13 protein-coding genes are annotated in these 13,416 nt (G+C 74.0%); 7 read left to right on the forward strand and 6 right to left on the reverse strand.

Annotated features, from left to right (window positions below; genetic code table 11):
• The first annotated feature begins 286 nt into the window (after positions 1 to 286).
• From QBL21_RS06130 to QBL21_RS06140, 3 genes are all read left to right on the forward strand, one after another.
• Positions 287 to 1,945 carry a S1C family serine protease gene (locus QBL21_RS06130; protein ID WP_407566323.1) on the forward strand — a complete coding sequence of 553 codons (1,659 nt, stop codon included), beginning with the start codon at positions 287 to 289 and terminating at the stop codon, positions 1,943 to 1,945.
• Between the two features lie 155 nt (positions 1,946 to 2,100).
• Positions 2,101 to 2,577, forward strand: a complete 477-nt coding sequence (locus tag QBL21_RS06135; RefSeq protein ID WP_407566324.1) for a sec-independent translocase — start codon at positions 2,101 to 2,103, stop codon at positions 2,575 to 2,577.
• Positions 2,578 to 2,741: 164 nt separating this feature from the next.
• Positions 2,742 to 3,389 carry a hypothetical protein gene (locus QBL21_RS06140; RefSeq protein WP_407560961.1) on the forward strand — a complete coding sequence of 216 codons (648 nt, stop codon included), beginning with the start codon at positions 2,742 to 2,744 and terminating at the stop codon, positions 3,387 to 3,389.
• Positions 3,390 to 3,494: 105 nt separating this feature from the next.
• On the opposite strand, the gene QBL21_RS06145 is transcribed toward QBL21_RS06140, so the two are convergent.
• A complete protein-coding gene (locus QBL21_RS06145; RefSeq protein ID WP_407560962.1) occupies positions 3,495 to 4,631 on the reverse strand; it encodes an Mrp/NBP35 family ATP-binding protein in 1,137 nt (378 codons plus the stop codon).
• 95 nt (positions 4,632 to 4,726) lie between these two features.
• On the opposite strand from QBL21_RS06145, the gene QBL21_RS06150 reads away from it, so the two are divergent.
• Complete coding sequence (locus tag QBL21_RS06150; RefSeq protein ID WP_407566325.1) at positions 4,727 to 5,446, forward strand: hypothetical protein; 720 nt, start codon at positions 4,727 to 4,729, stop codon at positions 5,444 to 5,446.
• 39 nt (positions 5,447 to 5,485) lie between these two features.
• On the opposite strand, the gene QBL21_RS06155 is transcribed toward QBL21_RS06150, so the two are convergent.
• Together QBL21_RS06155 and QBL21_RS06160 are read right to left on the reverse strand one after the other, a co-directional pair.
• Positions 5,486 to 6,007 (reverse strand): hypothetical protein, encoded by a 522-nt coding sequence (locus tag QBL21_RS06155; RefSeq protein ID WP_407560963.1) that lies wholly within the window; start codon positions 6,005 to 6,007, stop codon positions 5,486 to 5,488.
• Positions 6,008 to 6,046: 39 nt separating this feature from the next.
• Positions 6,047 to 7,156, reverse strand: coding sequence for a magnesium and cobalt transport protein CorA (locus tag QBL21_RS06160; protein WP_407560964.1), 1,110 nt, complete (start codon positions 7,154 to 7,156; stop codon positions 6,047 to 6,049).
• A 491-nt stretch (positions 7,157 to 7,647) separates the two neighbouring features.
• On the opposite strand from QBL21_RS06160, the gene QBL21_RS06165 reads away from it, so the two are divergent.
• The 3 genes from QBL21_RS06165 to QBL21_RS06175 all read left to right on the forward strand — a co-directional run bounded on the left by QBL21_RS06165 (position 7,648) and on the right by QBL21_RS06175 (position 9,972).
• Entirely contained in the window at positions 7,648 to 8,256 is a 609-nt protein-coding gene (locus tag QBL21_RS06165; protein ID WP_407560965.1) for a suppressor of fused domain protein, read from the forward strand.
• A gap of 131 nt (positions 8,257 to 8,387) precedes the next feature.
• On the forward strand, positions 8,388 to 9,023 hold the full coding sequence (locus tag QBL21_RS06170) for a DUF6758 family protein (RefSeq protein WP_407560966.1): 636 nt from the start codon (positions 8,388 to 8,390) through the stop codon (positions 9,021 to 9,023).
• 103 nt (positions 9,024 to 9,126) lie between these two features.
• Positions 9,127 to 9,972 (forward strand): PHP domain-containing protein, encoded by an 846-nt coding sequence (locus QBL21_RS06175; RefSeq protein ID WP_407560967.1) that lies wholly within the window; start codon positions 9,127 to 9,129, stop codon positions 9,970 to 9,972.
• A 49-nt stretch (positions 9,973 to 10,021) separates the two neighbouring features.
• Here QBL21_RS06175 and soxR read toward each other — a convergent pair whose 3' ends face one another.
• The 3 genes from soxR to QBL21_RS06190 all read right to left on the reverse strand — a co-directional run bounded on the left by soxR (position 10,022) and on the right by QBL21_RS06190 (position 13,056).
• Entirely contained in the window at positions 10,022 to 10,477 is a 456-nt protein-coding gene (soxR, locus tag QBL21_RS06180) for a redox-sensitive transcriptional activator SoxR (RefSeq protein WP_407560968.1), read from the reverse strand.
• A gap of 41 nt (positions 10,478 to 10,518) precedes the next feature.
• Positions 10,519 to 11,391 (reverse strand): alpha/beta fold hydrolase, encoded by an 873-nt coding sequence (locus QBL21_RS06185; RefSeq protein WP_407560969.1) that lies wholly within the window; start codon positions 11,389 to 11,391, stop codon positions 10,519 to 10,521.
• Between the two features lie 114 nt (positions 11,392 to 11,505).
• Positions 11,506 to 13,056, reverse strand: a complete 1,551-nt coding sequence (locus QBL21_RS06190) for a DEAD/DEAH box helicase (RefSeq protein ID WP_407566326.1) — start codon at positions 13,054 to 13,056, stop codon at positions 11,506 to 11,508.
• Positions 13,057 to 13,416: the final 360 nt, after the last annotated feature.

The raw sequence follows: 13,416 nt of genomic DNA on the forward strand, positions 1-13,416 counted from the left end.
CCCGGCAGCAGCCGCAGACGGCCCCCAGGACGCCGCAGCGCCCCCGCCGCCGCCCGCCCCCGCGGCCGGCGACCGTACGGCCGCCTCCGGCCGGGAGGAGCCCGTGGAGGCACCGAACGACGCCGTGGCGGCCGGGCCCGTCGTCGAGGACGACGACACCACGCAGCTCGCCGTCATCTCCGACTCCGACCCCCGGACCGCCGGGGAGGTCCCGGGTCCGCGGCGGCCCGCGGCCGACGCGGCCGTGGCACCCGCCGTCGCGGCGGCCGGGGGCGCCGAGGGCGACGTGCCGCGCGGGCCCGCGCCCGGCGACACCCGCTACCCCGCCCCGCAGGCCGGCCACCCCGGTACGCCCGGTGCGCCCGGCGGCCCCGGCCCGCAGGGCGGTCCCCGGGCGCCGTACGGGCCCGGCGGCCGGCCCCCCGTACACGGCGCGCCACCGCCCGGCGGCGTACCCGCGCAGGGCGGACCCGGGCCCGAGGGCTCCGGGCGCCCCCCCGGCGGCCACCCGCCCGCGGCGCACGGCATGCCCGCCCCCGGCCCCGGCACCCCGGGCCCAGGCACCCCCGCCACGGGCTCCCCGGGTCACGGCACTCCCGGCCCTGGAACCCCCGCCTCGGGGACCCCCGGCCCGGGCGCGGGCCCCGGCACCCCCGGACCCGGCACGCCCGGGTTCGACGGTTCCGGGCGGCCCCCCGGCGGCGGGCCCGGCGCGACCGCGCCGTACGGCCCCCACCCGCAGGGCGCCCCGCAAGGGGCCCAGTGGCAGCGCTACGACCCCTGGGCCTCCGCGCACCCGGCCCACCACGCAGCGGAGCGGCGCAAGGGCAGGTGGGCCACCCTCGTCGGGGCGCTCGTCATCGCCCTCGCCGCCGGCGGCATCGGCGGCGCCATCGGCAGCTACGTCGAGCGCAACGGCACCCCGGGCCAACTGGAGCTGGACCAGTCCTCCGCCGACGACGCCGGCGGCAAGCGCCCGCCCGGCAGCGTCGCCGGGATCGCCCGGTCCGCGCTGCCCGGGGTCGTGACGCTGCGCGTCAGCGGGGCGGCCGAGCAGAGCACCGGCACCGGCTTCGTCCTCGACAAGCGCGGGCACATCCTGACCAACAACCACGTCGTGCAGCCGGCCGAGGAGGGCGGCGACATAACGGTGACGTTCAGCGGCGGCGAGTCCAAGTCCGCCGAGGTCGTCGGCGGTGACGCCGGGTACGACCTCGCCGTCGTCCGCGTCAAGGGTGTTTCCGGGCTGAAGCCGCTGCCGCTGGGCAACTCCCGTTCGGTCGCCGTCGGTGACCCCGTCGTCGCCATCGGCGCACCGTACGACCTGCCCAACACCGTCACCTCCGGGATCATCAGCGCCAAGGAGCGCCCCATCACCGCCGGCGGCGAGCAGGGCGACGGCAGCGACATCTCGTACGTCAACGCCCTCCAGACCGACGCCCCGATCAACCCCGGCAACTCCGGCGGTCCGCTCCTCGACTCCCGGGGCCGCGTGATCGGCATCAACAGCGCCATCCGCGCCGCCGACAACGGCGGCGGCGAACCGCAGACCGAGCAGGGCGGCAGCATCGGCCTCGGCTTCGCCATACCGGTCAACAAGGGCAAGGAAGTCGCCGAGGAGCTGATCAACACCGGCAAGGCCACGCACCCCGTCATCGGCGTCACGCTCAACATGCAGTACACCGGCGACGGCGCCCAGGTCGGCTCCTCCGCCGAGGAGGGCGGCACCGAGCCGGTCACCCCGGGCGGCCCCGCGGACACCGCGGGCATCGAGCCGGGCGACGTCATCACCGGCGTCGACGGCGAAGGGGTGCACAACGGCGAGGAGTTGATAGTCAAGATCCGCAGCCGCAGCCCCGGTGACGAGCTGACCCTGACCGTCGAGCGCGGCGGCGAGGAGCTGACCGTCGACGTCACCCTCGGCGAGGGCGACTCCACCGACTGACCCTGCCAAACACCGTCAAACACCGCATCGGCCGCCGATGACCAGTCCACAGCGGCCGATGCGGTACTCCCGGTGGGGCGGGATCGCCAGGTACCGTGAGAGTCGCCCGGACCTGCCGGCAGCGGGCCGACGGACAGGACAGCAAGGAGTGCCAGGTGTTCTTCGACATAGGACCCCTCGAGCTGATCGCTCTCATCATCCTGGCCACGATCGTCTTCGGCCCCGACAAGCTGCCCAAGGTCATCCAGGACACCATGCGGTTCGTCCGCAAGGTCCGGGAGTTCTCCGACAGCGCCAAGGAGGACATCCGCAAGGAGCTGGGCCCGGAGTTCAAGGATTTCGAGTTCGAGGACCTGAACCCGAAGAACTTCGCGAAGAAGCACCTCCTCGACAACGACGACCTGGGTCTGAAGGAGATCCGCAACGGCTTCGACCTCAAGAAGGAGGTCGCCGAGGTCGGCGAGGCGGCGCGCACCGTGGGGGACATCGACGACGGCGCCGCGGGCGGCGGCAAGCCGCTGAGCCTGACGAAGGACGGCGGCAGCGGCACCGACGGCAAGAGCGACGCCGCAGGTGAGGCCAAGGGCACGGCCACCGCCGAGCGCCCCCCGTACGACGCGGACGCCACCTGATCGGCTCACATATCAGACCACCTGCCTGTCCTAGCGTATGCAGGTGGATATCCTCCCGTGTGTCTGGGTGAGCGCCCGGCATGCGGTGTGCCAGGCGGGGCGTGCGCCCCGGCGGGGGGCGACCGCCGAATGACAGGTCCAGGCCACGAGGAGGCACCACGCTGATGGAGATCACGAGCGAGGCGGAGCCCGGGGGGACGGTTCAGGAGTCCGAGCCGCGTCTGGTGGACAGCTTTCTGCTGGCGTCCTTCCCCTGGTACGGGCTGGACGGCGCGTTCGCGGGTCCGCGCTGGCTCCAGTCCACCGGGGGCGGAGACGGCGGTGTGGAGCACGGCACGGTGGGCCACGGGGACCAGCCCTCGTACCTTGCCGAGGCCGGCATGCGCGAGCACCGCTTCGCGGTGGTCGTGACCGTCGCGAGCCGCCCCGTGCGGCGCAGCGCGGACGGCACCGGGGTGCTGGAGGCGACGTCCGTGTCGTCCGCGGCCTGGCTGGCGGGCTCCGGGCTGCTGTCGTGCACCTGGCCGACGCAGATGGAGCGCCAGATGCGCGAGGAGTGGCTGGACCAGCAGACGTCGGTGGCCTGGGAGCTGGCCGACGACCTGGAGGGGTCCGACTGGTCGGCGCTGTCGCTGCCGGTCGACGGCGAGGCGACGCAGTTCCACTACCGCGAGTCGGAGTTCGGCTGGGTGCTGGCGGGGACGACGCAGAACCAGGTGCACCTGGGCGCGTACGGCCGCGGCATGAGCGCGTACGGGCTCGCGTTCTCGGTGATCAAGGACATCACCACGTACGAAGACCGCCGCGGGTAGCCGCCCGCGGCGGTTCGGGGCGCGGATCGCGTACGCACCGCGCCCCCCGGCCACGCGGCACGGGGGCGTACGCCCCCGCCGCGCCCGGCGTCCGGGCGGCGCCGCTCAGAACTTGTTGCGCGGTGTGACGCCCAGCGACATCCCCGCGAGCCCGCGCGGCCGGCCGCCGAGCTGCGCCGCGATGTCGCGCAGCGCCGCGCCCGCCGGGGAGTCCGGGTCGGTCAGCACGACCGGCTTGCCCTCGTCGCCGCCGGCCCGCAGCGTCACGTCGATCGGGATGGCGCCGAGCACCGGCACCTGTGCGCCCGTCGTGCGCGTCAGCCCCTCGGCGACCTGCTTGCCGCCGCCGCTGCCGAAGACGTCGACCATCTCGCCGCAGTGCGGGCACGGCAGGCCCGACATGTTCTCCACCACGCCGACGATCTTCTGGTGCGTCTGCACGGCGATCGCGCCGGCCCGCTCGGCGACCTCGGCCGCGGCCTGCTGCGGCGTGGTGACGACGAGGATCTCGGCGTTCGGCATCAACTGCGCGACGGAGATCGCGATGTCGCCGGTGCCCGGGGGCAGGTCGAGGAGCAGCACGTCGAGGTCGCCCCAGAAGACGTCCGCGAGGAACTGCTGGAGCGCCCGGTGCAGCATCGGGCCGCGCCAGACGACCGGCGCGTTGCCCGGCGTGAACATCCCGATGGAGATGACCTTCACGTCGTGCGCCGTCGGCGGCATGATCATGTCTTCGACCTGGGTGGGCACGGCGTCCGTGCCGAGCATGCGGGGTACGGAGTGGCCGTAGATGTCGGCGTCGACGACCCCGACCTTGAGCCCCTCGGCCGCCATCGCCGCCGCCAGGTTGACCGTCACCGACGACTTCCCGACGCCGCCCTTGCCGGACGCCACCGCGTACACCCGGGTCAGCGAGCCGGGCTGGGCGAAGGGGATCTCACGCTCCGCCTTGCCGTTGCGCAGGGACGCGGCGAGCGCCTTGCGCTGCTCGTCGCTCATCACGTCCAACTCGACGGTGACGGACGTCACACCCGCGACCTGCTCGACGGCTTCGGTGACCCGCGAGGTGATCGTGTCCCGCATCGGACAGCCGGCGATGGTCAGGAAGACCCCGACGGCCACCGAGCCGTCTGTCCCGATCTCGACCGACTTGACCATGCCGAGGTCGGTGATCGGCCGGTGGATCTCCGGGTCGTTCACCGTCGCGAGCGCGGTGCGCACCGCCTCTTCTGTGACAGCCATGCCACCAGCGTACGGCCGAGTGCCGCGGGCGGGGAAAGCCAGGTGCCCGAGGGCCCGGTACGCTGCCGCACGTGATGAGGAGATCGGCCTTCCGGATGGTGCTGTTCGCTGTCTCGGCCACCGTCCTCGCGGGCTGTTCCGAGGACGGTCCGCAGGCGGGCGACAACGGTGTCGGGAAGCTCTCCCCCGAGAGCATCAGGTCCAAGGCGGAGCGGGCGGCGGCGGGCGCGAGTTCGGTACGCCTGGCGGGCACGCTGGTGAGCAACGGCCAGCCGGTCAAGCTCGACATGAGACTGTCGTCGGACGGCGGGGTCGGCGAAGTGTCCACCGGCGGCATGACGTTCTCGCTGCTGCGCGACGAGGAAGACCTCTTCCTGAAGGCCGGCGACGAGTTCTGGCTGCACCAGGACGACGGCAAGGACGACGGCGGCAGCCCCTCCGACTCCGACGTGGCGGCGGCCAGGAAGCTCGACGGCAAGTACGTGAAGGTGCCGCCGGAGGACACCGCGTACAAGCAGCTCAGCGGCTTCACGGAGATGAAGCTGCTGCTCGACGGGCTGCTGAAGCTCGACGGCGAGCTGGCGGCGGACGAGAACGGCGAGGTCGACGGCTTCCCCACGATCCGGGTGACGGCCGACGACGGCGCGGGCGGCGCGCTGGAGGTGGCCCTGGACGGGCGGCCGTACCCGCTGCTGCTGGAGCGCGCGGGGGACGCGGGCGAGCTGCGACTCGTGGACTGGGACGAGGAGTTCGAGGTCAACGCCCCGCGCAAGGAGGACGTCGTGGACTACGGGAAGCAGATCTCGGCGAGCTGAACGGCCGCCGCCCTCCCCGCCGTACGACCCGCGCCGCCCTCAGCCGCGCCGCCGCCGCCGGAACAGCAGCCGCGGCAGCGCCGCCGGCGCCGGCTGCCGCGTCGTCGCCGGGGTCACCGGCGGCGGGGCGGCCAGCGACCCGGTCGGCAGCGCGTCCCCGGCGACCGCGGCGCCGTCCCGCGCCAGCCGCAGCACCCGGCTCTCCCGCGCCCAGCGCCCGGCGACGTGGTCGGCGTCCACGGCGTTGAGCCGCTTGCCCTTCAGCTCCTCCACCGCCGCCGCCCACGCCTCGCTCTTTGGCGCCAGCTCGGCCACCCGCGCCGGCCACGCGACCAGCCGCCCGCCCTTGTCCTTGCTGCGCGCGTGCACGGTCACCAGCGCCCCGTCGGCCAGCCCGAGCCCGTCGAGCGGCTGCTCGGCCGGGCCGTCGCCGACCAGGAGCACGGCGCCGTCGTGCCAGACGTGCCACAGCGCGCGCTGGGTGCCGTCGGGGCCCTCGATCCACACGAGCCCGGACTTCCTGGCGGCTTCTTCTGCGAGGGCGGCGGCGATCGGCTCCATGGGGCACGAGCGTAGCCGCCGGGCCCCGGGCCCGTACCCCTACAGCCAGCCGTTGCGGCGGAAGCCGCGGTGCATGGCCAGGCAGATGCCGAGGATCAGGGTGAGCACCATGGGATAGCCGAACTCCCACGCGGTCTCCGGCATGTGGTCGAAGTTCATGCCGTACACCCCGGCGATCATCGTCGGCACCGCGAAGATCGCCGCCCACGACGTGATCTTCCGCATGTCGGCGTTCTGCGCCACCGTGGCCTGGGCCAGATTGGCCTGGAGGATGGAGTTGAGCAGCTCGTCGAAGCCGACCACCTGCTCGTGTACGCGCGCCACGTGGTCCGCGACGTCCCGGAAGTACTTCTGGATCTCCGGGTCGACGAACCGCATCGGCCGCTCGGAGAGCAACTGCATCGGCCGCAGCAGCGGCGCCACGGCCCGCTTGAACTCCAGCACCTCGCGCTTGAGCTGGTACACCCGCCCGGCGTCGCTGCCGCGCGCGCTGCGGCCGTCGCTGGGCGAGAAGACGTCGATCTCGACCTCGTCGATGTCCTCCTGGACGGCGTCGGCGACGACGATGTAACTGTCGACGATCTGGTCGGCGATGGCGTGCAGCACCGCGGACGGGCCGGTCGCCAGCAGCTCGGTGTCCTGCTCCAGCCGGGCGCGCAGCGCCCGCAGCGAGCCCTGGCCGCCGTGCCGGACGGTGATGATGAAGTCCTGGCCGGTGAAGCACATCACCTCGCCGGTCTCCACCACCTCGCTGGTGGCGGTGAGTTCGGCGTGCTCGACGTAGTGGATGGTCTTGAAGACGGTGAACAGCGAGTCCTCGTACGGCTCCAGCTTCGGCCGCTGGTGCGCGTCGATCGCGTCCTCGACGGCCAGCGGGTGCAGCCCGAACTCCCGGGCGATGCCGGCGAACTCGCGCTCCGTCGGCTCGTGCAGCCCGATCCAGGCGAAGCCGCCCCCGGCGCGCACCCGGCGCATCGCCTGGGCCGGGGAGAGCCGCTCGCTGATGCGCCGGCCGCCGCGGTAGACGGCGCAGTCGACGACGGCGCTGCCGGTGGCCGGGTCGCGGGTGGGGTCGTAGCCGTGGGCGGACTGGCCCCGGCGCTTGTGGGCGGGACGGACGACGGCTCGCAGGTCACGGATCATCGACATGGGCGAACTCCTTCACGCTCCTGCCGGGCGCGGACCAACGCTGCCGGGAATGGGGATCTACGCAGAGGTACACCCACAAAGCGGGCACCGCTGAGCGCGCCGACGGCACGTCAGTGGATTACGACGGAAAAGTGCGTGCTCAGCCGCCAGGCGCCGAACGGCGCGGCCGGGAGTCGACCTGGAGATCCCCGCGGCGGTGCGGGGGAAGGTTCAGCGGAGGTCAGCGAGGCCGGGCCGGGCGGGAGAGCTGTCGGTACTGCAAGGTCGGCTGGGATCCACCGCAGTCCCCACCTCCTCCGGCCGGGCCCTGTCGAAGGGCGTACGAGTCAAAGCCGTTCGCGTGCTGGTCGTTCGCGTGCTGGTCAGATGCCTTCGCGTCGCACGCGGTGCCCGTGTCCTACGACGCGCACCGAGCCGACACGCAAGGTTACCAGCCGCCGGTGAACGGGCCGCCCGGCTCGGCGGCGGACCGGCGCCCTAGGCTGGGGCGCATGGCGTACGACGACGTGCTCGCGCAGGTGGAACGGCGGCTGACCGGGGCGTTCGGCGAACCCGACGCGCGCGCCGCCGTGACCTTCGTCGGCACGGACCGCATCGAGGTGGTGCGTTTCACGTCCGCCACCGCCGACGGCGAGCCGCTGCTGCGCTACGCCACCCTCGGCATGTCCGGGCAGCCCATGGCCGACCCCGCGCAACTGCTCGCCGACCCGCTGCGCGGCCCGCGCGCCGAGCTGCTGCTGACCGTACGGGCCGGGCACGCCGACACCGGCAAGGTGCTCCGCCCCCTCGCCGTGCTCGCCGCGTCGCCCCAGGTGGAGGGCGTCGTCGTGGCGCCGGGGTCGTCGCTGGAGGTGGGGGAGCCGCTGTGGCCGGGGGCGCCGTTCCGCGCGGTGCTGGTCGCGGAGCCGGGCGGGCTGGTGGACGACGTGGCGCTGCCGGAGCCGCGGGAGCCGGTGCGGTTCCTGCCGCTGCTGCCGATGACCCCGAACGAGGCCGCGTGGAAGCGGGTGCACGGCGCCGCGGCGCTGCGCGAGCGCTGGCTCGCGGCGGGCACGGACCTGCGCGACCCGCTGCGCCGCGGGGTGGACCTGGGCGCGTAGCGGCGCCTCCCGGTGCTCGCCGTACGGGGCCGGGGCGACGTCCGGCGCGTGCGCCGGGGCGCCGGGCCGGGCGGCCCCGGACGGGTGATCGTCCTTGACGGCGCGGCGACCGGGGAGGACCGTAAGTTCCTATGAGGGGCGAACCCAGTTGCCCGAAGTGCGGCGGGCGGGTCCGGGCGCCCGGTCTCTTCACCGACTCCTGGCAGTGCGAACGGCACGGGCCGGTGCAGCCGCTCCAGCCCGTCATACCGCCCAGCGTCGAGGCGCTCGGGGTGGTCGTCCACCGCGCCCAGGTGCCGGTGTGGATGCCGTGGCCGCTCCCCCTGGGCTGGCTGTTCACCGGCGTCGCCAACGCGGGCGACGACCGCAGCGGCGGCCGGGCCACCGCCGTCGCCTGCTCGGGACCCGGGCCGCTGGGCGGCCCCGGCGAGCTGATCCTCGTCGCCGAGGAGCTGGGTGTCGGCCTCGGCGCGCGCTTCGCCGGCGTGCAGGGACCCGACCCCGGGCCGGGGATGTGCACGGACAAGCCGCCGGACGCCAAGGTCATCGCCGCCGGCCGGCCCACCCCGATGTGGCACGTCGGCGGCGTGCCCCCGGACCGGGCCGTCTTCGCCGGGGAGGCGCGCGGACTGTGGCTGTGGGCGGTCGTCTGGCCGGAGCAGTCGGGGCTGCTGCTCTACGACGAGCTGGTGCTCACCGACCTGCGGGACGCCGGCGCCGAGATCGAGCTGCTGCCCTGCGGGGCGCTGTCGCCCCGGCTGCTGTAGCCGGGCCGGTGCCCGGAACCCGTACCGTCAGCAGTTGGACGCCCGCCCGGGACCGTAAGCTGGGTGCCTTCCAGCGCCCCCGAGCCCGTGCGAGGTACCGTCCGTGCGCATCGACCTGCATACCCACTCCGCCGATTCGGACGGTACGGACACCCCCGCCGAGCTGGTGCGCAAAGCGGCGGCCGAGGGTCTGGACGTCGTCGCGCTCACCGACCACGACGGCGTCGGCGGGCACGCCGAGGCGATCGAGGCGCTGCCCGACGGGCTGACGCTCGTCCCCGGCATGGAGCTGTCCTGCGACCTCGACGGCGTCAGCCTGCACATGCTCGCGTACCTCTTCGACCCCGAGGAGCCGGAGCTGGCCCGCGAGCGCGACGCCGTCCGCAACGACCGGGTGCGCCGCGCGCGGCTGATGACCGAGCGGCTGATCGAGCTGGGCGTGCCCATCACCTGGCAGCGGGTGCAGGAGATCGCCGGCGAGGGCGCCATCGCCCGGCCGCACGTGGCCAGCGCGATGGTCGAGGCCGGCATCGTCGCCTCGATCCAGGACGCGTTCACCGACGAGTGGATCGGCTCCGGCGGCCGGGCGTACGTGGAGAAGCACGAGCTGGACCCCTTCGACGCCATCCGCCTGATCAAGGCCGCCGGCGGCGTCACGGTCTTCGCCCACCCGCTCGCCGTCAAGCGCGGCGTGTGCCTGCCGGAGAGCGCCGTAGCGGAGCTGGCCGCCGCGGGCCTGGACGGCATCGAGGTGGACCACATGGACCACGACGAGGACACCCGCGCCAAGCTCCGCGGCACGGCCGCGGACCTCGGCCTGCTGGCCACGGGCTCCAGCGACTACCACGGCTCGCGCAAGACCTGCCGCCTGGGCGAGTTCACCACCGCCCCGGAGATCTACGACCAGATCGTCGACCGCGCCACGGGCGCCGCCCCGATCAAGCGCTGAGCGCGCCGGGCCCCGGAGTCCGTCCGGCGGGCGCGGGGCGCCTGCCGCCTCACACGCCGAGGCCGCGGGCGCCCGGGCCGCGTTCGCCCATCCGGTCGTCGGTGTTGGCCAGGGCGCACTTGTCGAGCGAGAGGCAGCCGCAGCCGATGCACTCGGTGAGGTTGTCGCGCAGGCGCTCCAGCCGGCGGATGTGGGTGTTGAGGTCCTGGCGCCAGCACTCCGACAGCCGCGCCCAGTCCGCGCGGTTGGGCGTACGGCCCTCGGGCAGCAACGTGAGCGCCTCGCGGATCGCCGCCAGCGGGATGCCCACGCGCTGCGAAGCACGGATGAACGCGACCCTGCGCAGGGTGTCCCGGGAGAACCGGCGCTGGTTGCCGGTGGTGCGGCGGCTGCTGATCAGGCCCTGGCGCTCGTAGAAACGCAGCGCGGACTGGGGGACTCCGCTGCGGTCGGACAGCTCGCCGATGGTGGCTTCCTTGGCCCGGGGGGACAGGTGTTGCGTCATGCCCGCCAGCGTAACCCGACCTCAACCACGGTTGAGGTTCGCTACCGCGCCGCCGGACCGGCCGACCAGAACGCGGCGAGCGCGGCGGCGGTCTCGGCCGGGCGGTCGACGTTGGGGGAGTGGTCCGCGCCGTCGACGACCGTGCGGCGGGCGCCGAGCCGCCGGGCCATGCCGTCCATCTGCGTCACCGGCCAGACGTAGTCGGATGCGCCGGTGAGCACGTGCACGGGCAGCGGCAGGGCGGCCAGCTCCGCGGTCCGGTCGGGCTCCTCGCACAGTTGCCGGCCGGTGGCGATGAGCTGGGCTGGGCTGGTGCCGAGCCAGCGGCGGTGCAGGAAGTCGTCCACCTCGGCGGAGGTGCCGGCGTCGGGGGCCTCCGGCGGGTCGAAGGCGCGGATGGCCTGCCAGACGGACTCCATGTCGTACTTGGTCAGGGCGTCGCCGAGGAGCTTGGCGCGGGACTGCTGCTCGTCGCAGACGATGCCGGGGCCGCAGCTCAGCAGGGTGAGCGAGGAGAAGGTGCGGGGGTCGGCGCGCAGCACCGCGGCCCGGGCGATGTGCCCGCCCAGGGAGTGCCCGAGGAGGTGCGGCGGGGGGTCGCCGGGGGCGGTCAGCGCGGCGGCGAGCGCGAGGACGTCCTGCGCGAGTTCGTCCTGCGCGTACGCGGCCTCGTCGTCGGGCCCGTCCGTCTCGTACTGCCCGCGGCCGTCCACGGCGACGACGCGGTAGCCGGCGGCGGCGAGCGGGGCGAGCAGGGCGATGAAGTCCTCCTTGCTGCCGGTGAACCCGGGCAGCAGGAGCGCGGTCCCGTGTACGGGCCGGCCGGCCCGCAGCGCGGCGAACGCCCCGCGCGGGGTCTCGATCCGCAGGGCCTCGGCCCCGGCCGGCAGCGCGACGAACGGCGGCTTGCTCATGCCCCGACCCTAGGCCCTGCCCGTACGCCCCCGGCCACCCACCCCGGGCACGACCGCGGGCCCGGTGCGTACGCCGTGACGTACGCACCGGGCCCAAAAGGTCCTGCCGTTGGGCTACTCCGCGGCCTGCTGCTGGCCCGCGCTGCCGCTGCGGGTGCGGCGACGGCGGCGGCGCGGCTTGCGGGCCGCGGCGTCCGCGCCCACCTCCGCGACCGGCTCCGGCGCGGCCTCCCGCGTCTCGCCGCCGGCGCCCTCGACGGCGTCCGCCGCCAACGGGCGCCCGTTGCGGGTGCGGCGCCGCTGGCGCGGCGTACGGCTGCGCTTGGGACGCTCCTCGGTGGCGACCGCGCGGCGCGGGCCCGCGCCGCGGCGCCCGCCGCCGGTCTCGCCCAGGTCCTCCAGCTCCTCGGCGCCGAGTCCCGCGCGGGTGCGCTCGGCGCGCGGCAGCACGCCCTTCGTACCCTCGGGGATGCTCAGCGCCTCGAAGAGGTGCGGGGAGGTGGAGTAGGTCTCCTCGGGGTTCTCCAGTCCCAGCTCCAGCGCCTTGTTGATCAGGTGCCAGCGGGTGATCTCGTCCCAGTCGACCAGGGTGACCGCCGTGCCGGACGCGCCCGCGCGGGCGGTGCGGCCGATGCGGTGCAGGTACGTTTTCTCGTCTTCCGGCGTCTGGTAGTTGATCACGTGCGTGATGCCGGCGACGTCGATGCCGCGCGCCGCCACGTCCGTGCAGACCAGCACGTCGACCTTGCCGTTGCGGAACGCCCGCAGCGCCTGCTCGCGCGCGCCCTGGCCCAGGTCACCGTGGACCGAGCCGGAGGCGAACCCGCGCCGGGCCAACTGCTCCGCGACGTCCGCGCAGGTGCGCTTCGTACGGCAGAAGATCATGGTCAGCCCGCGGCCCTCGGCCTGGAGGATGCGCGCCAGCATCTCGGGCTTGTCCATCGAGTGGGCCCGGAAGGCGTGCTGCTCGACGGCGGCGACGGTCGCGCCCTCGTCGTCCGGCGCGGTGGCGCGGATGTGGGTGGGCTGGGACATGTAGCGCCGGGCGAGGCCGATGACCTGCCCCGGCATCGTGGCCGAGAAGAGCATCGTCTGCCGCTTGGCGGGCAGCTGCTGGATGATCTTCTCGACGTCCGGCAGGAAGCCGAGGTCGAGCATCTCGTCGGCCTCGTCGAGCACCAGCACCTTGATCTTCGACAGGTCCAGCTTGCGCTGGCCGGAGAGGTCGAGGAGGCGGCCGGGGGTGCCGACGACGACGTCGACGCCCTTCTTCAGCGCCTCAAGCTGGGGCTCGTACGCCCGGCCGCCGTAGATGGACAGCGCGCGGACGTTACGGACCTTGCCGGCGGTCAGCAGGTCGTTGGTGACCTGGACGCACAGCTCGCGGGTGGGGACGACGACCAGCGCCTGCGGCGCGTTCGTCAGGGCGCCGGTCTCGGCGCGGCCGGACTCGACGTCGGCGGGGACGACGACCTTCTCCAGCAGGGGAAGGCCGAATCCGAGCGTCTTACCGGTACCGGTCTTGGCCTGGCCGATCACGTCGGTGCCGGCGAGGGCCACGGGAAGCGTCATCTCCTGAATGGGGAAAGGAGCGGTGATTCCCACGGCCTCCAGGGCCTCAGCAGTCTCGGGGAGGATCCCGAGGTCTCGAAACGTGGACAGGATGCTTGCCTCTTCTGTCGGTCGCGGCGAGCGGCGGGGGACGGGGGTCGTACCGCGTATGGTGGCGCGGGACCACTTCTTCCGTCTCTCGGGCGCTCCAGCCGCGAGAATTCCCTCCGGCGGTGTGCGTACGGCGGGACAGGCCGCACGGGCTCCGCTGAGAGCGGTCGGGGTCGGAGCCGATCGGGCCACCGACCGGGCATCCTTCAGTACATGCTTCCCACGCGCCTCCGGGCTCACGCCCGGGCATGGGGGACCCGCCGTGACCGGCGGGCGCTATACCACTCTACCTAAAATCGTGCAGCCGTGTTGTGCGATGTCTCATAGTCCACGGGCTGACCAGGCTCTTCCCAGGTCCGCGCG

Source organism: Streptomyces sp. 184 (assembly GCF_045781775.1).
Classification (GTDB): Bacteria; Actinomycetota; Actinomycetes; order Streptomycetales; family Streptomycetaceae; genus Streptomyces.